General features: G+C 46.6%; 19 protein-coding genes and 1 riboswitch. Of the genes, 8 read left to right on the top strand and 11 right to left on the bottom strand.

What is annotated here, in order from left to right; translation table 11 throughout:
- Positions 1-38 precede the first annotated feature (38 nt).
- Positions 39-698 carry a LysE family translocator gene (locus VCHENC03_RS18485; RefSeq protein WP_009696781.1) on the top strand — a complete coding sequence of 220 codons (660 nt, stop codon included), beginning with the start codon at positions 39-41 and terminating at the stop codon, positions 696-698.
- Between the two features lie 111 nt (positions 699-809).
- Complete coding sequence (ggt, locus tag VCHENC03_RS18490; protein ID WP_009705203.1) at positions 810-2,576, top strand: gamma-glutamyltransferase; 1,767 nt, start codon at positions 810-812, stop codon at positions 2,574-2,576.
- 823 nt (positions 2,577-3,399) lie between these two features.
- Here the strand turns inward: ggt and uvrD are convergent.
- Complete coding sequence (uvrD, locus tag VCHENC03_RS18495; RefSeq protein ID WP_017817563.1) at positions 3,400-5,574, bottom strand: DNA helicase II; 2,175 nt, start codon at positions 5,572-5,574, stop codon at positions 3,400-3,402.
- A gap of 280 nt (positions 5,575-5,854) precedes the next feature.
- On the opposite strand from uvrD, the gene VCHENC03_RS18500 reads away from it, so the two are divergent.
- The 4 genes from VCHENC03_RS18500 to VCHENC03_RS18515 all read left to right on the top strand — a co-directional run bounded on the left by VCHENC03_RS18500 (position 5,855) and on the right by VCHENC03_RS18515 (position 8,295).
- Positions 5,855-6,115: a BufA1 family periplasmic bufferin-type metallophore gene (locus VCHENC03_RS18500; RefSeq protein ID WP_005451246.1), complete on the top strand. Its 261-nt coding sequence runs from the start codon at positions 5,855-5,857 to the stop codon at positions 6,113-6,115.
- 86 nt (positions 6,116-6,201) lie between these two features.
- The gene (gene bufB / locus VCHENC03_RS18505; protein WP_009705202.1) at positions 6,202-7,074 is read left to right on the top strand and encodes an MNIO family bufferin maturase; all 873 of its coding nucleotides are present in this window, start codon (positions 6,202-6,204) and stop codon (positions 7,072-7,074) included.
- Positions 7,071-7,829, top strand: coding sequence for an HvfC/BufC N-terminal domain-containing protein (locus tag VCHENC03_RS18510; protein WP_009705201.1), 759 nt, complete (start codon positions 7,071-7,073; stop codon positions 7,827-7,829). Before bufB ends, VCHENC03_RS18510 begins: the two co-directional genes overlap by 4 nt.
- A 10-nt stretch (positions 7,830-7,839) precedes the next feature.
- Positions 7,840-8,295 carry a DoxX family protein gene (locus VCHENC03_RS18515; RefSeq protein ID WP_009705200.1) on the top strand — a complete coding sequence of 152 codons (456 nt, stop codon included), beginning with the start codon at positions 7,840-7,842 and terminating at the stop codon, positions 8,293-8,295.
- Between the two features lie 32 nt (positions 8,296-8,327).
- Here the strand turns inward: VCHENC03_RS18515 and tsrA are convergent, their stop codons facing one another.
- Positions 8,328-8,609: an H-NS-like global regulator TsrA gene (gene tsrA / locus VCHENC03_RS18520; RefSeq protein WP_005443411.1), complete on the bottom strand. Its 282-nt coding sequence runs from the start codon at positions 8,607-8,609 to the stop codon at positions 8,328-8,330.
- 91 nt (positions 8,610-8,700) lie between these two features.
- Entirely contained in the window at positions 8,701-9,894 is a 1,194-nt protein-coding gene (locus tag VCHENC03_RS18525; protein WP_009705199.1) for a multidrug effflux MFS transporter, read from the bottom strand.
- 107 nt (positions 9,895-10,001) lie between these two features.
- Between VCHENC03_RS18525 and VCHENC03_RS18530 the strand changes: the two genes are divergently transcribed.
- Both VCHENC03_RS18530 and VCHENC03_RS18535 read left to right on the top strand, forming a co-directional pair.
- Positions 10,002-10,943, top strand: coding sequence for a LysR substrate-binding domain-containing protein (locus tag VCHENC03_RS18530; RefSeq protein ID WP_009705198.1), 942 nt, complete (start codon positions 10,002-10,004; stop codon positions 10,941-10,943).
- 203 nt (positions 10,944-11,146) lie between these two features.
- Positions 11,147-12,937: an aminopeptidase P family protein gene (locus VCHENC03_RS18535; RefSeq protein ID WP_009705197.1), complete on the top strand. Its 1,791-nt coding sequence runs from the start codon at positions 11,147-11,149 to the stop codon at positions 12,935-12,937.
- 114 nt (positions 12,938-13,051) lie between these two features.
- On the opposite strand, the gene thiH is transcribed toward VCHENC03_RS18535, so the two are convergent.
- The 8 genes from thiH to VCHENC03_RS18575 form a co-directional block, all read right to left on the bottom strand.
- On the bottom strand, positions 13,052-14,164 hold the full coding sequence (gene thiH / locus VCHENC03_RS18540) for a 2-iminoacetate synthase ThiH (RefSeq protein ID WP_009705196.1): 1,113 nt from the start codon (positions 14,162-14,164) through the stop codon (positions 13,052-13,054).
- A gap of 34 nt (positions 14,165-14,198) precedes the next feature.
- Positions 14,199-14,966 (bottom strand): thiazole synthase, encoded by a 768-nt coding sequence (locus VCHENC03_RS18545; RefSeq protein ID WP_005397059.1) that lies wholly within the window; start codon positions 14,964-14,966, stop codon positions 14,199-14,201.
- A 5-nt stretch (positions 14,967-14,971) separates the two neighbouring features.
- The gene (thiS, locus tag VCHENC03_RS18550; RefSeq protein WP_005447251.1) at positions 14,972-15,226 is read right to left on the bottom strand and encodes a sulfur carrier protein ThiS; all 255 of its coding nucleotides are present in this window, start codon (positions 15,224-15,226) and stop codon (positions 14,972-14,974) included.
- 38 nt (positions 15,227-15,264) lie between these two features.
- Positions 15,265-16,038, bottom strand: coding sequence for a HesA/MoeB/ThiF family protein (locus VCHENC03_RS18555; protein ID WP_009705195.1), 774 nt, complete (start codon positions 16,036-16,038; stop codon positions 15,265-15,267).
- Positions 16,025-17,440: a thiamine phosphate synthase gene (locus VCHENC03_RS18560; protein WP_009705194.1), complete on the bottom strand. Its 1,416-nt coding sequence runs from the start codon at positions 17,438-17,440 to the stop codon at positions 16,025-16,027. The genes VCHENC03_RS18555 and VCHENC03_RS18560 overlap by 14 nt, the downstream gene beginning before the upstream one ends.
- A complete protein-coding gene (thiC, locus tag VCHENC03_RS18565; RefSeq protein WP_009705193.1) occupies positions 17,440-19,380 on the bottom strand; it encodes a phosphomethylpyrimidine synthase ThiC in 1,941 nt (646 codons plus the stop codon). The genes VCHENC03_RS18560 and thiC overlap by 1 nt, the downstream gene beginning before the upstream one ends.
- 165 nt (positions 19,381-19,545) lie before the next feature.
- Positions 19,546-19,644, bottom strand: a riboswitch (TPP riboswitch).
- Between the two features lie 61 nt (positions 19,645-19,705).
- Positions 19,706-20,089 (bottom strand): fluoride efflux transporter CrcB, encoded by a 384-nt coding sequence (gene crcB / locus VCHENC03_RS18570; RefSeq protein WP_005430379.1) that lies wholly within the window; start codon positions 20,087-20,089, stop codon positions 19,706-19,708.
- 123 nt (positions 20,090-20,212) lie between these two features.
- Positions 20,213-21,595 carry a multicopper oxidase family protein gene (locus VCHENC03_RS18575; protein WP_009705192.1) on the bottom strand — a complete coding sequence of 461 codons (1,383 nt, stop codon included), beginning with the start codon at positions 21,593-21,595 and terminating at the stop codon, positions 20,213-20,215.
- Positions 21,596-22,061: the final 466 nt, after the last annotated feature.

The following is a 22,061-nucleotide window of genomic DNA, read 5'->3' as shown; positions in this document are numbered from 1 at the left end:
CACGACAATAGCCACATTGGTTATATTTGAGATGTGTTATGAATGAATCCACCATATTGCTGACGCTCGCCAGCATTCACTTTATTGCCCTAATGAGTCCCGGTCCCGACTTTGCGCTGGTTGTACAAAACGCGACGCGTCATGGTCGTCAAACTGGCTTGTACATTGCGTTGGGATTGTCTGTCGGTATTTTGCTGCACTCTTTGTTCAGCCTGACAGGCGTAAGTTATATCGTCCACCAGCACCCAGTGTTGTACTCCGTGGTGCAACTGCTCGGTGGTAGTTACCTGCTCTATTTAGGTATTGGTGCATTACGCGCCGTGATCTCAATGATCAAAAATCCAATGGCGGATCAACCTAAGAAGCAAAACAACCTAGTGATCAGCAATAAGCGTCAGGCATTTGCTAAAGGATTTGCGACCAACATTCTTAACCCGAAAGCCTTGGTGTTCTTTATCAGTTTGATGTCGAGCTTAGTCCCTGCAGGTATGTCGATCACTGGCAAAGGTATTGCTTTGGTCATCCTGTTTGGCTTGTCGCTATTCTGGTTCTCTAGCCTTGCATGGATGCTGTCGACGCAGCGCTTACAACGCAAATTGCAACAAGCAGGCATCTACATCGACGGTCTGTGTGGCGTGGTATTTACTCTCGTGGGTGGCAGTATTTTGTACCAAACCATCAGCACTTTTATCGGATAAAGTACTGATTTAAAAGCGTAGCACAATCGACATTTCTAAGATTGCTGACTCGACGTGACTCTTCATGACTGCCAAGCTGAAAGCACAAAACTGGCAACATGGAGAGTCATCATGCATTGGACGTTCAACCGACTCGTGACCACGGGTCTTTTTCTTACTTCCCCACTCGTCTTATCTACCTCAGCCTTTGCTAACCAAGCGGCAGATGCCGTTGCGCCGGAGCACAGTACTGGCTTCGAGCAAAAGCAGTTGGTCAAAGCCAAAGATTATATGGTCACCGCAGCCAACCCACTTGCCACCCAAGCCGGGGCGGATGTTCTTGCTCAAGGTGGTAATGCTATTGATGCCATGGTTGCCGTACAACTGATGCTGGGCTTGGTAGAACCCCAATCTTCAGGCATTGGTGGTGGCGCCTTCTTAGTGTATTGGGACAGTGAGAAACAAAAACTGACCACGTATGATGGACGTGAAACCGCACCGCTCGCCGCGACGCCGAAGCTCTTCCTAGATGACAAAGGACAACCACTGCAATTTTACGATGCGGTTGTTGGTGGGCGCTCCGTTGCTACTCCTGGCACTGTGAAATTGCTGTGGGATACGCACCAGAAATACGGCAAGTTGGAATGGAAGAAGATCATCCAACCTGTGATTACCTTAGCTGAACAAGGTTTCGAGGTCAGTCCTCGTCTCGCGAGTCTGATTGAGAAAGATGCCAAACGCCTATCACGCTTCCCTGCGACTAAGGCTTACTTCTTTAATCCAGATGGCTCACCAAAAGCCGAAGGCACGTTGTTGAAGAACCCTGAATACGCGCAAACTCTGACGGCAATTGCAGAGCAAGGGGCAAAAGCTTTCTATCAAGGCGATATCGCCACAGACATTATCAAGACCGTACAAAATGCACCGGGCAATCCTGGCGTATTGGCACAACCTGACTTTGATGCGTTCCAAATCAAGCAACGTGAACCGGTTTGTGCGGCTTACCAAAGCTATGACATCTGCGGCATGGGACCACCTAGCTCTGGCGCATTGACGGTTGGGCAGATTCTAGCGATCACCGAGCAATACGATCTGAAAGGTTGGGGAGCCGAAAGCGCAAAATCATGGCAAGTGATCGCCGATGCATCTCGTCTTGCGTTCGCGGATCGCAGTAAATACATGGCTGACCAAGATTATGTACCAATGCCAACCGAAGGCTTGCTTGATAAAGATTATCTCAAACAGCGTGCTGAGTTGATTCAAGTCGGTAAAGCCTTGCGTAAGGTTGAAGCCGGCAATCCACCATGGTCACACGCGATGAACTTAAGCATGGATCAATCGATCGAGCTGCCTTCCACCAGCCATTTCAATATCGTCGATAAGCAAGGCAATGTGGTTTCAATGACAACGACCATTGAGAACGCCTTTGGCTCACGCTTGATGGTGCGCGGCTTCTTGCTTAATAACGAACTGACAGACTTCTCCTTCCGCACTCATCAAGATGGTGTGCCAATCGCGAACCGCTTAGAACCGGGTAAACGCCCACGCTCATCCATGGCACCAACCATTATGATGAAGGATGACAAACCTTACATGGCAATTGGCTCACCGGGTGGCAGCCGCATCATTGGTTACGTCGCACAAGCCATTATCGCCCACACGCAATGGGATATGGACATCCAAAGCGCGATTAATCAACCACGATTACTGAACCGTTTTGGTACTTTAGATATTGAGCAAGGTACTGCTGCAGAAGGCTTACAGCCTGAGTTGGAAAAGATGGGTTTTAAAACTGATGTTCGTGATTTGAACTCTGGACTGCATGCGATACGTATAACAAAAGACGGTCTTGAGGGCGCAGCCGATCCAAGGCGTGAAGGTGTCGCTATCGGGCAGTAAGAGTCTTTCGCTCGACCCCTTGTGCGAGATCTCTCACAAAGGGTTGAGCAAACCTCTCTTTTTTAATGGTAAAACCGTACAACAAAGAGCATAAGTCATTGAATTTAATATTTATGTATCTTTTTTGAACGCTAAGAGAGTGAAAAAATGTGAGATTAGCCCGTTGTTGGAAATCGTTAAACACGTAATATTAAACCTGTCGGAAGGATGCTGACACGGAACAGGAAACACCACGGACTTGGTGAACTTCAGGAAGAAGAAACGGTTATTCAGGATGAATAGTCGGGCATGGATTGCAAAATTGGACATTGAACGGAATCAATAGTGACTAGGATGGTTGCTACTAAGGACGGGAAATGGACACCTCTGGACGAGGCAAGGATTTGAACATCAGGATGATGTCAGGGACACCGCTCAGGGAACAAGTGATGAGAGCTAACGAGGATGGTTAGCAGACCAGGATAAGGTCATTAAGGACACCGCTAGGAAGGCGACGCAAGGATTAAGCTGACGGATTCAGCACACTATCATGGATTAGATGCATGGAGCACTCTTAGTAGCCGGATTGCTGCGAGTAAGACTATAACCCCGATGGGCGCAAGCCCTCGGGGTTTTTCTTTGCCTAAAATTTTTCTCAGCAGCTAGCTCTGCTGAAAACAGACATTCACCAACAACACCAAACTTTCCCTTCAAACAGCATCGTTAAATCGCGCTTTCGCACTCCATTTATCATTCCATTTTTTACTGCATTAGTGACATACAAACAGCACAAACAAAAAGAGCCGCCGAAGCAGCTCTTAAGTTGATTAGTTTTGGTGAAGCCTTACAGTTTCTCTAGCCGTGCGTAAGCAGTCACCAACCATTTGATGCCCTCACCGTTAAAGGCAATCTGTACGCGGCTCTGTGGACCACTGCCTTCGAAGTTGATGATGGTGCCTTCACCAAACTTTGGATGCATCACTCGAGAACCTAGCGTAAAGCCAGTTTCATTAAAGCTCTCTTTCACCGCCGTTTGGCTAAATCGACCGCTGCTTGCAGGACGGCTAACTTGCGCCTTCATGCGTACTTCATCTAAACAAGTTTCTGGCAGTTCACGGATAAAGCGAGACGGTTTATGGTACTTATCCTGACCGTACAAACGGCGCATTTCAGCATAAGTGATGTACAGTTTCTGCATTGCACGGGTCATGCCTACGTAACACAGACGACGTTCTTCTTCTAAACGCCCTGCTTCTTCTGCCGACATTTGGCTTGGGAACATGCCTTCTTCCACACCGACCATAAACACCAATGGGAACTCTAGACCTTTCGCACTGTGCAATGTCATTAACTGAACCGCATCTTCAAACTCGTCCGCTTGTCCTTCGCCCGCTTCTAGTGCCGCGTGGGTTAGGAATGCCGTCAGCAGAGACATGTCTTCAGCTTCTTCTGGTTTCTCGAATTGGCGAGTTGCGGTCACCAATTCCTCCAAGTTCTCAATACGTGCCTTAGACTTTTCGCCCTTCTCTTGCTCGTACATCGCGAACAAGCCAGAGTATTTGATCACATGGTCAGTTTGGTGATGCAGCGGCATCTCGATGGTGTCATCTTCTAGTGCCGTAACAAGCTCGATAAAACGGCTCAGAGCACCAGCAGCACGACCAGCAAGCACCTTTTCATCCAACATAGCCACACTCGCTTCCCACATGGTGCAACCACGGTCACGAGCCGCAAAACGGATGGTTTCAAGCGTCTTATCACCCAAACCACGTGTTGGCGTATTCACTACACGTTCAAATGCCGCATCATCATTACGGTTGGCAATCAAACGCATGTAGCTCAAGGCATCTTTGATTTCCTGACGTTCGAAGAATCGCATACCGCCGTAGATACGGTAAGGCAGACCAGCTTGGATTAGTGCTTCTTCAAGAACACGCGACTGGGCGTTGTTACGGTAAAGCATTGCAGCGTCATTCAGAGCCCCGCCCTTGTCTTGCCACTCTTTGATTTTGTTTACCGCAAAACGGGCTTCGTCTAGTTCGTTGTAAGCGCTGTATACCGAGATAGGCTCACCGACAACGCCATCAGTCCAAAGCTCTTTACCCATACGCTCGGTGTTATTCGCGATCAGAGCGTTGGACGCTTCCAGAATGGTCTTGGTTGAACGGTAGTTTTGTTCAAGACGAATGGTATTCACGCTTGGGAATTCCAGCGTAAATTTCTCAATGTTCTCGACTTTTGCACCACGCCAGCCGTAAATCGACTGATCGTCATCACCTACGATCATCACATGACACTCAGGACCCGCCATCATACGTAGCCAAGCATATTGAATGTTGTTGGTATCTTGGAACTCGTCCACCAAGATATGCTTAAAGCGTGCTTGGTAGTGTTCACGGACGAACTTGTTATCACGCAGTAGCTCATGTGCGCGCAGCAAGATTTCCGCAAAATCGACTAAACCAGCACGATCACACGCTTCTTGGTAAGCGGTGTATAGCTGCAGATATGTCTTGGTCACTGGATCATGGTACGCATCAATGTGCGACGGGCGCAGACCTTCGTCTTTCTTGCCGTTAATCCACCATGCAACTTGGCGCGCTGGCCACTGCTTCTCATCGAGGTTTTGCGCTTTGATCAAACGCTTTAGTAGACGCTGTTGGTCGTCACTGTCGATGATTTGGAAATCTTCCGGTAGCTTGGCATCAAGATAGTGCGCACGCAGAATACGGTGACAAATGCCGTGGAAAGTACCATTCCACATGCCGCCTGCACTGCCCATCATTAGCTCTTCGATACGTCCACGCATCTCTGCCGCCGCCTTATTGGTAAAGGTTACCGACATGATTGAGAACGGAGATGATTGCTCGACCGACATCAACCAAGCGATACGGTGAACAAGAACGCGTGTCTTACCACTCCCTGCACCAGCAAGGACGAGCAAGTTTTCTAGAGGTGCTGCAACGGCTTCACGTTGTTTGTCGTTCAAACCGTCGAGTAATAGAGATGGATCCATCATGATGAGAGCTACTGGTTATTTATACATAAAAATAGATTATAACCTAAACAACCTCTTCAGATTAGACAAAAATTCATAAAAAATTCGTCGTTTTTTTACTCTACACATCAATAAGTTATATAAATTCCATTCTTTAAAACCATTTGTTTCGAAAATTTTTCTGAAAGTTTTTTAGCCAGTTTCCTATCTTTTAAGTTAAGCAAGTTGATAACAAAAACGCCAAAACAGGCGATTCATCTTGCCAACTTAAAGTAAAGGAAATCATTCAGAGGAATTTATTATGAAAAAGTCGAATCTAGCTGTTACTGCTGCTGTTACTGGTCTTCTAGCTCTTGGTGGCACAATGCTAACTGCAGCTCCAGCTGTCGCTGCTGATAAAGAGAAGTGCTACGGCGTTTCTAAAGCAGGTAAAAACGACTGTGCAACGAAAAGCAGCTCATGTGCTGGTACTTCTAAAGAAGATAACCAAAAAGACGCATTCGTAGTCGTACCAAAAGGTCTATGTGACAAACTCGTTGGCGGTAGCACTTCTTCTTCATAATTTTTTATCGCTAGCTACTGCAAGGATGCGTTGACGCTCAACCAGCGCATCCTTCTCTTCCCGCCCGCTTTGAAAAGGAGTTTCACGTGAAACACCACACCTTCCACGACCTTGTTGGAGTTGGATTGAGAACCCCTCACCTCGATTACTTTAGCCAAAACAAACCCGAGTTATCTTGGTTAGAAATCCACAGTGAAAACTATTTTCAACCCAACGCTGCAGAGCGCAATCAATTACAAGCATTACTCGAGCAATATCAAATTAGCTGTCACGGCATTGGTCTGTCACTAGGTTCGGTGGAACGTGTGAATCAAAAGCACCTTGCTCAACTTAAAGCGCTGATTGACTCAATCGACCCGATTCTTGTTTCTGACCATTTGAGTTGGAGTGAAAACGGCGGTCACTACTTTAATGACCTGCTTCCACTTCCGTATACGGAAGAAGCGCTCAAAGTGTTCACTCGTAACGTGAATGAAGTGCAGGATTATTTGCAACGCGAGATCTTGATAGAGAACCCATCTAGTTATGTGAAGTTTCAACATTCGACCATCAGCGAATGGGAGTTTCTTACCGAAGTGCAAAAGCACACTGACTGTCGTTTATTGCTCGATCTAAACAATGTTTATGTTTCGGCGTTCAACCACGGTTTTGATTGCGACACATACCTAGATGCAATTCCAGCCGACAAAGTGGATGAGATTCACTTGGCAGGTTTTACCATCAAACAACTCGACAAAGGTGAGATATGGATTGATACCCATAGCCGCCCAGTTAGCGACGAAGTTTGGCAGCTGTTCGCGCAGTGGACAAAAAAACACGGTCCACGCCATGCGCTGATTGAATGGGACTTGGATATCCCCGCGCCAGAAGTCTTGCTCGGAGAAGCGCAGAAAGCATCGCAACTGCTATTGCAAGGCACACTCCCAAGTGAACAAAGCGAACCAAGGAAGGCATCATGAATCTAGCCACCTTACAAAGCCAGTTTGCTAAAGCCCTACATTATCAAGCACTCGGTGAAGATTGCGATATTGCCAGTGATGAGTTTACCGCTGATGAACGCATGCAGATTTACCGCAATAACTTTATCGTCAGCTTAAGCGAAGTGTTATCCGCGACCTACCCGGTGGTTGAAGCGTTGCTTGGTGAAGAGTGCTTTGAACAGATGGCTCGCCAACATGTTCTCACTTATCCATTAGAAGAAGGAAATGTGGTGCATTATGGCGACGGCTTTCAAGACACCATCATGCAGTTTAGTCAGGTGATCGCACAAGCACCTTACAGCCCTGAAGTCGCGCGCTTCGAGTGGCATATCGACCTCGCTCGTCAAGCACAGTATGAACAATCCAATGCGACAGAATTAAAACCGCTTGCGTTGCTTGGCGAAGTGAGTGAAGAGCAACAACCCGCTTTGCTTTTGCACCTTAAACAAGGCTGCCGCAGCTTTGACTCCAGCTACGCAGTATTTGATTTGTTCAGAGCGATTCAAACTGGCCAATTCGAACAACTTAATATCAACCAATTACAACAAGGTGTCATCTCGATTCAAGCCAATGGAGAAGCCTTGTGTCACGCACTCGATGCCGATGTTTTCCAACTGCTGCAATGTTTAGAGCAGAAACTGAGCTTGAGCGAAATACCTGAAGTTTTACTCGCTCATCTCAATAGCATCATGGCACTCGATCTCGTTGACGGCTTTACATTGAAATCAATCTAAGGAGCACTCTATGACGGATACGGTTAAAAACTTAGTGAATCGGTACGACGATTTAATCAGTACCCTACAAGCTGGCTTTGTCCCTTTACTACTTCTCTTTTGTCGTTTGTGGGTAGCGTGGGTGTTCTTCAATTCAGGGCTAATCAAAATCTCGTCTTGGGATAGCACACTGTATTTGTTTGAGCTGGAATACCAAGTGCCAATACTGCCATGGGAATTGGCGGCTTACTTAGGTACGGCTGCAGAATTAGTTCTACCGGTGTTCTTGGCACTAGGATTGATTACCCGTCCGATGGCTGCGATTCTGTTTGTGTTCAACATCATCGCCGTGGTCTCTTACCCACTGTTGTGGGAGAAAGGTTTCTATGATCACCAACTTTGGGGATTGATGATTCTTGTAGTGATTGTATGGGGACCAGGACCATTGTCCCTCGACCACATACTGAAGAAGAAAATCACTCACTAAAAAAATCCCCGCGTGATGCGGGGATTTTTTTATTATTTATTTAAGTAAGCCAGTAGCTCTTCAGCTGAGATACCTTGCTTCGCGAGGTCTTTTGCCATCTGCTCTACTTGCTCGCCTTTACGTGATTCAATCACTTGCTGAAATTGATACACAAGATCACGTAATACCGGCACTGGAACTTGTTTTGCCGCGCTACGAATGCGCTCAGAGCTTTGGTTACCTAATTCGTTAAGCAACTTACCAAACATCACCTTTTCTGGTGACTCTTCCATTTGCTCTAGGATACGAGCCATTTCATACGTGGTTAACGACATTACTTTATGAGTTCCGTTATGGTGTCGAGAAAAGTTTGAACGACAAATATACACGCGTTAGGTACATTGGAAAATACTAAATTACCGAGTTTTACGCATTCGCCAATTTCGCATGCCAGTTCTTACCTGCTTTGCTAAACAGAATCACCAAAGCTGGAAGCAATACCCACATATGAATCGCAATCAGAGTTTGTGGATCCAGTGATAAACGCTGTAGCGTACCCACCAACAAACCAGAGCCACTCATTTGGAACAAACCAAGCAATGCAGCCGCAGTACCCGCTTTATCACCAAACGGTTCTAACGCTTTACCAGCTGCTGCGCCAAGAATCCAAGCGAAGCCAACCGATGAGATAAAGATTGGCAGCATAAAAGACAGTGCCGTGTTGTGCTCTTTCATCACCATCATGATCACACCAGAAATCGCCAGTAAGCTGATACCAACCACCAGTGAATTGTGTGTGCCCCAACGATCCATGAACTTAGGCGCAAGCATACAAGCTGCAATGTTGAACGCAGCATTAAGACCAAACCAGAAGGTGAATTCATTCATCGACAAGCCCATGCCTGTCATTAAAACGCCAGGAGCTGAAGTCACGTAAGCAAGAATGACCGCCATCGCCATCAAACACAATGAAGCGTGGAAGATGAATGATGGAGTGCTCAAGACTGCCCAGTAGCGGCTCAGTTTAAATACCGCCTGCTTTTCAGTTGCTGGGTTGGTTTCCTTCATTCCAAGGAACATCATCGCTCCTGCAATTACAGCGAAACCCGCCATAAAGCTGAAGTTTGCACGCCAATCAAATTGTTGGGTTAACCAACTACCAAGAATCGGGGCTAGCGCCGGAATAAAGCAGATCGCGCCGTTAAGGTAGCTGATCATTTTGCCGCTTTTTTCCGGGCCAAAGATATCGCGAACTGTTGCAAAGGCTGCTACAGATGTTGCACATGCACCTAAGCCTTGTAGCAAGCGAGCCGCCAACATCCACTCAATATTTTGAGCACTCCACGCCAATAAAGCGCTCAATGCGTAGATGGTGATGCCTCCCAATGCAACAGTTCGACGTCCGAGTTTATCTGCCAAGGGACCAGCGAATAGCTGACCAACACCCATAGCAAATAGGAACCAAGTGATGGTGTCTTGTGCCAATGCATTTTCTACCTGAAAAGTGGACGCGATAAGAGGCAAAGCAGGTAGATAGATATCAATCGCAAGCGGACTGAACAGAACTAACATGGTCAACAGCGCCATCTGTTTTTTGCTATTTGTAATATGGCTAGACACAAAACACTCCAAATTGAACGAGAACTTTTGAGCAAAGCTTAATCATCTGATGATATGAATGGAAATGATGTATACTCATGACCATTATTCCAATAGGGAAAATCACTGTGAACGTAGAGAAACTGGCACGCATCGACCTCAATTTGCTGGTCTGTTTTAAAGTGCTGATTGAAGAGTTGAATGTCACCCGAGCCGCCCACAGACTGTGCTTGAGTCAGTCTGCCGTGAGCAAATCCTTAGCGAAATTACGTACCCAATTTGATGATCCCCTATTCACTCGAAACTCACACGGATTGACGCCAACACCGCGCGCATTGTTCCTTAAACCGAAACTGGATCTGTTGATAAACCAACTTGAGGTGCTGACTCACCCCGAGGAGTTCTCGCCACAGAGCAGTGAGTACCGTTTTCAAATCGCAGCGGTAGAGAGTGTCTACCCGCTCATTCTGCCCCACTTCTTGCCAGCAATATTCCAACAAGCACCAGGCGTGACCATCAGCACCCACTCTTGGTCGGAGCAAACGTTCAAGATGATTCAACGCGGTGAAATCGATTTAGGCATGACAGGTCGAGACATCGACATCAACGATGCCAAGCTGACTATGCTGCCGCCAGATGACATTTGTGAACAGGAAATCTATCGCGACCACCAAATGTGTATCGTACGTAAAGACCACCCGGCTTTGCGTGGAAATTGGAATTTGGAAGCTTATCTAGCCCTGCGTCATGTTCAGGTACGTTGTGATGGCAACGACCGTTGGTTGCTCGACTATCGTCTAGCCGACATTGGTCGTGAGCGTGATATCGCACTCACCGTACCGGACTTTAACAGTGCCGCCAGTTTGTGTTCTTACACTGATTTTGTGTTTACCGCGCCAAGCCACTTTGTGAAGCTGGCCGCCAAACAACACGACATGGCATTACTGCCGCTGCCACTCGAATTCCCGCCAATGGCTTACACTTTGTTCTGGCACCGAGACAGAGAAAATGACCCAGCTTTAACTTGGCTACGTACCATGATCACGCAAAAAACCGATCATCTTAGATAAAAATCCCGGACGCGATTTGCGCTCTTACGGTAAAATGAGTAGCTTAACAGTCGATAGTCCTTTTTGGCTCATCTATGGCCTGTTGTACTCCGACTCTATTGAAGTGATTGCGAACCTCAATGGAATCGTAAACTGCATGAAGCAGATGGAAACAGCTCCCACACCTGAGCATGAAGGAGCGGTAATTTGAAGGAATAACACAGATGCACAACGATACCCAAAGCCGCGTGAATGCAATTCGCGAATGGCTAGCACAACATAATATTGATGCCCTGCTTGTCCCACATGAAGACGAGTATTTGGGCGAATACGTACCAGCGCACAACGAGCGTTTACATTGGCTAACTGGTTTTACTGGTTCTGCTGGTGCTGCGGTAATCACCAAAGACAAAGCCGCTATCTTTGTTGATGGTCGCTACACGGTACAAGTAACTAAGCAGGTTCCTGCTGATCTATTCGAATACCGTCACCTGATTGAAGAGCCTGCATTAGATTGGATTAAAGACCATCTTGCAAATGACGCGTCTGTGGCAATCGACCCTCGCATGCACAACTCTGCTTGGTTAGACATGGCACAAGCAAAACTTGCAGGTGCACTTGAGCTTAAGATTCTCGACAGCAACCCAATTGATGAGCTGTGGCACGACCGCCCTGCTCCTGTGGTTTCTGATGTTCGCCTAATGGCAACAGAAGCGGTTGGTCAATCAAGTGAAAGCAAGCGCCAAGAAATCGCAGAGCTGGTGAAAAAAGCCGGCGCAGACAGCGCAGTGATCACAGCACTTGATTCTATCTGTTGGTTGCTCAACGTTCGTGGTCTTGATGTATCACGCCTACCAGTTCTGCTTTCTCACGCGATTCTGCATTCAGACTCAAGCGTGGAATACTTCCTAGATCCAGCACGTCTACCTGCTGAGTTTGACGCTCACGTTGGTTCTGGCGTAACAGTCCATCACCCAGAAGCATTACAAGCACGACTAGAAACTCTAACTGGCAAGAATGTACTGGTTGACCCTGCGACAAGTAACGCATGGTTTAAGCTGGTTCTACAAAATGCTGGCGCATCAGTGGTGAGTAAAGCTGACCCATGCCTAATGCCAAAAGCAGCGAAGAACGCAGTTGAAATCGCAGGCATGAAAGCGTGTCATATCCGAGATGGCGTGGCGATGAGCAAGTTCCTATCTTGGTTAGATGCAGAAGTCGTTGCGGGTAACTTGCATGATGAAGCAACATTGGCTGACAAACTGGAAGCGTTCCGTAGCGAAGACCCGACGCTTATGGATCTTAGCTTCGATACTATTTCGGCAGCAGGTGGCAACGCGGCGATGTGTCACTACAACCACGAAAACCAACCTGAACCTGGCAAGCTAGAACTGAACACACTTTACCTAGTGGATTCAGGCGGTCAGTACCTAGATGGCACGACAGACATCACGCGTACCATCGCGATCGGTCAGCCTTCACAAGAGATGATTAAACAATTCACTCTCGCGCTAAAAGGTCACATCGGTGTTGCTCGTGCACGTTTCCCGAAAGGCACACGTGGTTACCAAATCGATACGCTAGCTCGTCAGCACCTATGGGCGGAAGGCTACGATTACGATCATGGTACTGGTCACGGTGTTGGTCACTTCCTAAGTGTTCATGAAGGTCCGGCGAGCATTTCTAAGAAGCAAATCGACGTGCCTCTAACAGAAGGTATGGTGCTGTCCAACGAGCCAGGCTACTACCGTGCAGATGCGTTTGGTATCCGTATTGAAAACCTAGAGCTTGTTGTTGAAACACCAACTAACGGTGACTTCCCTGTTCTGTCATTTGAGTCGCTAACGCGCTGTCCAATCGACAAGCGAAATATCAACGTTGATATGCTAACTCGTCCAGAACTTGCTTGGCTGAATGATTACCATCAGAAGGTATGGGATGAGATCAGCCCACTTGTTGAAGGTGATGTGAAAGAGTGGCTTCGTCAAGCAACGCTACCAGTAGCACACAGCTAGAAGCTAGAAGCTAGAAGCTAGAAAAAAGTAGAGGGTTGATGTTTTGCATCAACCCTCTTTTTTTGCCTATGTTTCACGTGAAACATAACGATGACTAGTGGCTTTCTTTGCTACTTAACCAGAATACGCCGAGTGCCAATCTCGCCATACAGGGTCAAACCCTTTGGCTCGAATCATATCTTCCACAGAACCTGCGCTTCGCTCATCACTGATCTCAAACTGCTCGAGTTCAACATCATCCATCGCATAACCACCCGGCTGAGTTTTCGATGCAGCAGACATACTGGTAATGCCTAAAGGCAATGCGTTATCTCTAAACTTCGGTGACTCACGAGTCGATAATGACAACTCCACTTCTGGATTCAACAAACGATAAGCGCAAATCAGCTGAACAAGTTGCTTATCCGTCATGACTGATTTGGGTTGGAGCGCACCCTCACAAGGACGCAAACGCGGGAAAGAAATCGAGTAACGAGTCTGCCAATACGTGCGCTCAAGATAGTCCAAGTGCGCTGCCACATAAAAACAGTCGGTACGCCACTCTTCCAACCCTATCAAAGCACCGATACCGATCTTATCAATACCTGCTTTTGCAAGACGATCGGGTGTATCCAATCGGTATTCGAAATCCATCTTGTTGCCACGCAAATGGTGCTCGGCGTAAGTCGAAGGATGATACGTTTCTTGATAGACCATCACCGCATCCAAACCCAATGTCTTGAGCTCAGCGTATTCGTCTTGATCAAGTGGCTGTACTTCCATCGCCAAATAGTTAAAACGTTGCTTAATCGTAGGCACCATTTCGCGGAAGTATTTCATACCCACTTTAGTTTCGTGCTCGCCAGTCACCAGCAACACGCTATCAAACTTCATGCGCTTGATGGCTTCAACTTCTGCTGCCACTTCGTCCCGATTCAAGGTACGACGCTTGATTCTATTCTCCATTGAGAAGCCACAATAAGTACAAGCATTGGCGCACAAGTTAGAAAGGTACAATGGAATATAAAGCGACATGGTATTACCAAAACGCTTGCGAGTGGCCGAGTATGACAGTTGTGCCATCTGCTCTAAGTACGCTTCAGCAGCTGGTGAAATTAGCGCTTTAAAGTCTTCCAAATCACGCTTGGGTTTATTCAATGCTCGCTCAACATCTTGTGCCGTTTTCGCGTAGATCGACATCGAAATGTCATCCCAATTAAGCTGCTTAAATTGTTCAACGAAGCTCATGTTTTCCTCGCTTAATAGCTAAACCAATCTAGTACTAAAGCTCATCTAGGAATGACGTCAGTGGACTCGACGCAACCGCATGAGAAACCTTACCGGCAAGTCCAGCTTCATAAGCCATACGCCCGGACTCTACCGCCAACTTAAATGCCTTCGCCATCGCAACGGGATCGCTCGAAGCTGCAATCGCAGTATTGACGAGCACGGCATCCGCTCCCATTTCCATCGCACGCGCGGCATGTGAAGGTGCGCCGATACCCGCATCGACAACGACAGGAACATTAGCTTGGTCGATGATAATCTCTAGGAAATCGTGAGAAACTATCCCTTTGTTGGAACCAATCGGCGCACCTAATGGCATGACTGCGGCACAGCCTACTTCTTCCAATCGTTTGCACAGAACCGGGTCAGCATGACAATAAGGAAGGACAATGAAGCCCTCACGAACCAGTTGCTCAGCGGCAGCAAGTGTCTCAATTGGATCGGGCATCAAGTACTTCGGGTCTGGATGAATTTCCAGTTTTAACCAGTTTGTACCTAACGCCTCTCGCGCCAGTTGAGCTGCAAATACGGCATCTTTAGCATTCTTTGCACCCGAGGTGTTCGGCAACAAGTTCACACCCGCTTGTACTAACGGCAGCAAAATATCGTCTTGTTGGTCGTTCACATCCACACGTTTCAACGCCATGGTCGCAAGTTGAGAGCCCGACACTTGAATCGCTTCTGCCATTAATCGGCTGTTGGCAAACTTCCCTGTTCCCGTGAACAGTCTTGATTCGAATTGTTTATCACCAATTTTAAGCATCGACTTTAACCCCCTGCGATCGCTTGAAACAAAGAGATGCTATCTCCCTGTGAAAGAACTGTGCTAGCCCACTCACTGCGCGGCACAACATTGTTATTAATTGCAAAAACACAGCCCATTTCAGGGAGCGCAAATTGACTAATGATTTGCTGTAGATTCGACTCAATGGCAACTTGATGTGATTGGTCATTGATGACAATAGTGATCACATCTAAGTCAGCAGCGGTCATTTGTGTTGTTTGTTGTTCTGATAACGTCATTGCTTCCAACTCTCTTAATTCTGCCCATTACTCGTAAGCTAAATCTGAGCACACACTTGGCACTGTTTGTCTTTGCTTATCGCCATGGTTTGCCATTGCAGTTTCAACCCATCAAACAGATGCAACTTGGCAGTCTCGACATGAAACTTTCCCGTCGCAAGTTTTTGAATTGCCGCTATCGCTTGGTAGTTACCAAGTGTGCCCACCACCGGACCGACGACACCGCTCTCACTGCATTTTTGACTTTGTGGTAGTTCGTCAAACGGATACAAGCAGCGGTAACAGGCTTTACTTTGCGCTTCTTGTTCACTTGGTATTTGGTAATCAAAGACAGCGAATTGTCCTTGCCAACCAATTGCCGACGCCGAGATGAGCGGCGTATTTTGCTCGAAACAAACTTGGTTAATGAGCTGGCGCGTTGGCATGTTATCGGTGCAGTCGAGCACCACATCCGCTAGCATCACTTCAAGCTGCAGCTGTGCTTTGTCCAATCGCTTATTGAGGGCACGAATTTGAACCATAGAATTGAGGTCAGTGAGCTGTTTTACAGTTGCTTCTGTTTTCGCAACTTGTAGGTGTTGCTCACGATAAATGATCTGACGTTGTAGGTTACTGCTATCAACTTCATCGTCATCGACCACAACCAATTTACCAACACCCGCTGATGCCAAGTACAAACTCGCTGCGCTCCCTAACCCACCACAACCGATGATCAGCACATGCGATTTGCTCAAGCGCTCTTGCCCACTTTCAGCAATTTCAGGCAGAGCGACTTGGCGTTGATAGCGAAGGAACTGCTTATCCGTGAGCATGCTCGCCTCTCTTGTTATGCGCCAATTCACTATTCTGCTCAGTAAACGTTAGTTGTCTTTCCTTCATCAGTTGTGCAAAAAACTCGATAACGGACTGAGGTGATTCTGCCAACGTAATAGCACGCACAACCGCCAAACTAGAAACACCCGTTTGCCAAACTTGGTCAGCATTAGACTGGTCAATACCACCAATTGCGACCGTCGGAAAGCCAAGCATATAGTCACTAACTGCTTTGTCTTTTGAAGGACGGAAACCCACCTCTGTAATTGTATAAGGAATGCTATCTATCAACTTTTGATACAGTTCCAAGCGCACCAAACCTTGTGGTTTCGATGGCATCTGTTTAGTAGTGGTTGGGAAAATATGCCCTAGCGCGATGTAACTAGGATGAATTTGTACGATGCGCAGTAGCTCATAATAACCATGAGTAGAAAGACCAAGACGAATGCCGGCTTTAGTTAGCTGAGCCAAATTCGACTCTTCTATGTCTTCTTGTCCTAGGTGAACGCCATAAGCGCCATGCTTGATTGCCAACTGCCAATAGTCATTGATGAACACTTGTGCTTGATACTGACGACCTAGCTCAATTGCTCGAATGATCTGTTGTTCTAAATCGGCTTGTTGTGGGTTCTTGATTCGCAGTTGAATAGTGTTGATGCCTAGTGGCAGTAGACGCTCAATCCAAGCAACATCATCAACAACTGGATAGAGCCCCAGACTTTGCTTAGTTAGAGTTGGAAAGCTAACGCTCTCGCTTTGTGCAGACCAACCAACTTGAATACCTAGTCGGTTATCCTCCAGTACAGGTGTGGGGAAATTATCAAATTGGTCAGCCCACTGAGTAGTTCGTCCATCGTCAAGGTTGTCATTAAACAGTGTTTCACGTGAAACATTCGCTTGTTGAGTTAGCATTCCTCGAGCAAGTGTTAACGCATCTTCGATAGGAAAATCGAGTACTGTCAGCGTTACTATCCAAGCAAGGTGATGTTCGGGATCGAGCATTGCGTTGAATTTGGACTTAACGGAAAGCGCTCTCACTTCGTTGTTAATTGGGTGACGCCAGATATCAAGCTGAAGCACTTTCTCCTTTTCATCGGATACCTGCGTATCAGCAATGCCAATATGAATCGCTTTCGACGGTTGCTTAGCGCACGCTTCTACCGATAAGGCAGAGCGGTAATAGAGCACAAATAAACTCTCATGCTCAGAGTCATAACCATCAATAAGATCTGTCGTTATACGTTTGGTCTGTTGGTCGCGAACAAGCTGAATAGATTGAGTTGGGCTCACACCCAACTCAATGTCTTCGATGCTAAAACCCTGTTCTTTCGCCAACAACAAACATTGCTGAACTAAACCTGTCAGTTCAATCAATGATGACGGAATAAGGATTTTGCTCATTAGTCACTCACCTCGGCATGTGCTGCTGGATGGTATAGCTCAGAACCTGACTCTCTAAATTCTTGCGATTTCTGACGCATCCCCTCAAGAGGTTCATCCAACATTTTGATTGAGATAGCTTGGTCCGCAGCAACTTGCTCAGTATCTTTCGCGTACTCTCGTACCTCTTGCGAAATCTTCATAGAGCAGAACTTTGGTCCGCACATCGAACAGAAGTGAGCAACTTTTCCAGACTCTTGAGGCAAGGTTTCATCATGGAAAGCACGAGCAGTATCTGGGTCGAGCGACAAGTTAAATTGATCTTCCCAACGGAACTCGAAGCGAGCTTTAGAAAGCGCATTATCACGAACTTGAGCGCCAGGGTGCCCTTTCGCTAAATCAGCGGCGTGCGCAGCAAGCTTGTAAGTGATCATGCCTACTTTCACGTCTTCTTTGTTTGGTAAGCCAAGATGCTCTTTAGGAGTTACGTAGCAAAGCATTGCACAGCCATACCAACCAATCATGGCAGCGCCGATGCCTGAAGTAATATGGTCGTAACCAGGAGCGACGTCTGTCGTCAGCGGACCAAGGGTATAGAAAGGAGCCTCATGACAGTGCTCTAACTGCTCTTCCATGTTCTCTTTGATCATATGCATTGGAACATGACCAGGGCCTTCAATAATCACCTGTACGTCGTATTCCCACGCAACCTTGGTCAATTCGCCAAGAGTACGAAGCTCTGCAAATTGCGCTTCATCGTTAGCATCAGCAACCGAGCCAGGACGCAGACCATCACCAAGAGATAGTGCGACATCGTACTTAGCACAGATTTCACAGATCTCTCGGAAATGGGTGTATAAGAAGCTTTCTTGGTGGTGCGCTAAACACCATTTCGCGATGATAGAACCACCACGAGAGACGATACCAGTCACACGTTTTGCAGTCATTGGGACATAACGAAGTAGTAAACCGGCATGGATAGTGAAGTAGTCAACGCCCTGCTCTGCTTGCTCGATCAGAGTATCGCGCATCACTTCCCAGTTAAGGTTTTCAGCAACACCATTCACTTTCTCAAGCGCTTGGTACATTGGTACGGTACCGATCGGAACCGGACTGTTACGTAGAATCCACTCGCGAGTTTCGTGAATATTACGTCCAGTAGAGAGATCCATAACGGTATCGCCACCCCAGCGCGTTGCCCACACCAGCTTCTCAACTTCTTCCTCAATCGAAGAAGTGACCGATGAGTTACCGATGTTGGCGTTCACTTTGACCAAAAAGTTACGTCCAATGATCATTGGTTCGGATTCTGGGTGGTTGATATTAGAAGGGATAATCGCGCGGCCTTCAGCGAGTTCTTTACGCACAAACTCGGCGGTAATGTCTTTTGGAAGATTCGCTCCGAAGCTTTGACCCGGATGTTGTTGATTCAGCACTTCATCGCGGTATTGAGCACGCCCCATATTTTCACGTAGGGCGATGTATTCCATTTCTGGGGTGATAATGCCTTTGCGAGCATAGTGCAATTGAGTCACGCACTGCCCATCTTTGGCACGTCGAATACGTGGTAGATTACCATAACGAAGATCGTCTAGCGTTTCATCTTCTAAGCGCTCTTTGGTGTATACCGAGCTTACTTCATCGAGTAGTTCAGTATCAGCGCGCTCTTCAATCCACCCTTCTCGCAGCTTAGGTAAGCCGTTGTAGAGGTCTATGGTGTGTTCTGGATCTGTGTATACACCCGAGGTATCGTAAACGCGTACTGGCTCATTAGGCTCGAAAATAGGCGCTTCTTTTGTGCCCCCAATAAGGCTATCAGCGAGTGATATTTCACGCATTGGCACACGAATATCAGGACGTGAACCCTCTACGTAGACTTTGCTTGAATTTGGGTACGGTTGTACCGAGAGTGTATCAATGAACTGTTTTGCTTCCAGTCTCGCTTGCTTGCGACTCGACATAGCATTTTTCCTTGCTTTGTTATGCTTAGATAAAAAGTATTGGGATAAAAATGCTTGGCGGATAGATGCGACAAGAGGAATCGAATTAAAGACAGATTGAGCGCGTGCTCTTCGTCTATAACAACATTCGACTATTTGATAGGTCGACCAGGTAGAACTCTGGTGTAGATATCTTCTCTTGTTCCCTTCGCAGATTCTAATCTGATCAGGTTCAACGGATCCCGAATTAACGGTCTCAGCCTTATGGCACTCCGACAAGTAAAATCAGTATATAAAAACGGCTTGGTTAAACCAAGCCGACCTGATTAAGATTTGAGTATTTTTGCTAGCTACGCATCAATAATTGGAAACCAATCCACGCAGCTGAAATGCTTAATACGACATTCAGCAATACGTTCAATCCCATCTTAAAGAAAGCGCCCTGCTGCATAAGCAACACGTTATCCATCGAGAAAGTAGAGAATGTGGTTAATGCGCCCAAAAAACCAAGACCGATGATTTGACGCCATGGGTCAGTGACCATCAACTCAGTTTCAAACGCAGCAATCAGTAGACCCATAATAAATGAGCCAACAACGTTCACGGTCAAGGTACCGTACGGAAAGCCACGACCGAGTAGCATCACACAAAGTTCAGAAATTAAGTAACGAGAACATGCACCAAATGCACCACCCAATGCAATAAAACCCAAAACGGATAGTTGTCCCATAATTCCCCCAGAAAAGTTAATGGCGACATTGTAATCAAATTTACGGTAATAGTGATTATACAATCTTAGAATTCAGCAAAGTATAGCGCTTAAAACTTATCAAAATTTAAAAAGTTACAGGAGTCACTTTACTTCAATATAACCCATCAACCCCGTCTTCATGTGTTCGATCACATGACAATGGTACATCCAACGTCCTGGGTTATTTGCAACAAATGCCGCTTTCGCACTGCCGTTTTTTCCAAGCAAGACCGTATCGGTATGAAACGGTTCATCGAGTTTTTTGCCATCTAACTCAAGAACAGTAAACGTGTGCCCATGAAGGTGAATAGGATGATGATATTGGGTGACGTTCTTAAGGTTGAAGATATAGGTTTTTCCGAGCTCCAACGTTGAAAGCGGCGCTGGAATATTATCTTTACTCATTCCCTCCCAAGCTCGTTTGTTCATCAGCCAAAACTTAGGTATCGCTTTCCCCGATTTATCGGCAGGAGTGACCGCTCCCTCCCATTCAAACACATAATCAATTTGCTCAGCATTTTCTAAATCAAGATCAGGCACAGGGTTTAGAGGCAATAAAGGCAGTTTCTGATTGCTCGGCAGGTCAGACTCAACAACTTCGAACTCACACAAAGGGAATGGGAAGCGTCCTTTCATTTGACGCACATAAACACGTTCTCCAGCCTTCGAAGCTATAAATCCAATATCTAACCTCATTCCTGGACCAATTTTGTGCTGAGTGAGCTTATAAGGCGTTTTAACAGGGTTACCATCAATAGCAATAACCCAAGCCTCTGCACCTTCAATAGCGATCGGGTAAGTAATGGTGTTATCGACATTAGCAATTCTTAATCGCGTGGTAGCATTCTGCTTCAGCATATAAACAGGCTCATGAACACCATTAACGCTACTCCACTCTCCGGGGGTCCCCATACGAGCACTCAAGCGCGGCACCATAAGGTTCTTCCACTGACCTTGTTTGTCTAAATGCCAATGCTTGAGGACGACTTCATGCTCTTCATCAAACTGAACAGGCTCTGCCTCTTCAACGACAATTAGCCCGACTAAGCCCATACCAAGTTGCTTAACACTATTCATGTGTGGGTGATACCAAAATGTGCCCGCATCTGGCGGTGTAAATTCATAAACGAATGTTTCACCCGGCATGATAGGCGGCTGGCTCAAGAAAGGGACACCATCCATTTCAATAGGGATTCGCAAGCCATGCCAGTGGATTGTAGTCGGCTCTGAAAGCTTGTTAGTAAACCGAATAATAACTTTCTCGCCTTGGCGACAACGAATCGTAGGCGCTGGAATCGAGCCATTAAACGCAAGTACATCCGTGGTAAACCCTGGTACCAATTCAGCAGTAGAAGGCTCTGCAGTGATATCGTATATATGCTGACCTTGTTTGTTAGTGCTCTTAGATAGAGAACATGCAGGCAGAAAGGTAAGCGCAGAGATCGCTAAGGAAGATTGAAGAAAGCGTCGACGAGATATATCCATGTATTTAGTCACTCATTATTCCAATTGATGTGAGTGTAACTAAATATTAATAATGATTCTCAGTTATCTTTTAAAGATGTGCAGTCATAATGCTTAGATTCAAAGATTATAAATGAAGACCTATATTTAATGGTCACTAACAAGATAGTGAGCACCTACACACGTATAGCAAGCAAGTAAAAGAGATCTGTTTAAGAAGGAGGGAGCTTAATGGTAAATAAGGCTAGAGCAAGTAGGAAATTGAAGACTCTAGAAACGACGAAAGCCTTGCTATTTCTAGCAAGGCTTTCTAAATAAATGGCGGAGAGGCCGGGGTTGCGGGCAACCGGGACTCGTTCCCTGAAAAGGGAAAATATTTTTGCTTATAAACGACAAAACCCAGTCCGAAGACTGGGTTTCTAAATAAGTGGCGGAGCGGACGGGACTCGAACCCGCGACCCCCGGCGTGACAGGCCGGTATTCTAAC

Source organism: Vibrio sp. HENC-03, from assembly GCF_000305755.2.
GTDB lineage: Bacteria > Pseudomonadota > Gammaproteobacteria > Enterobacterales > Vibrionaceae > Vibrio > Vibrio owensii.
Note: the sequence above shows the minus strand (reverse complement) of the source record. Positions and strands in the feature narration are given on the sequence as shown.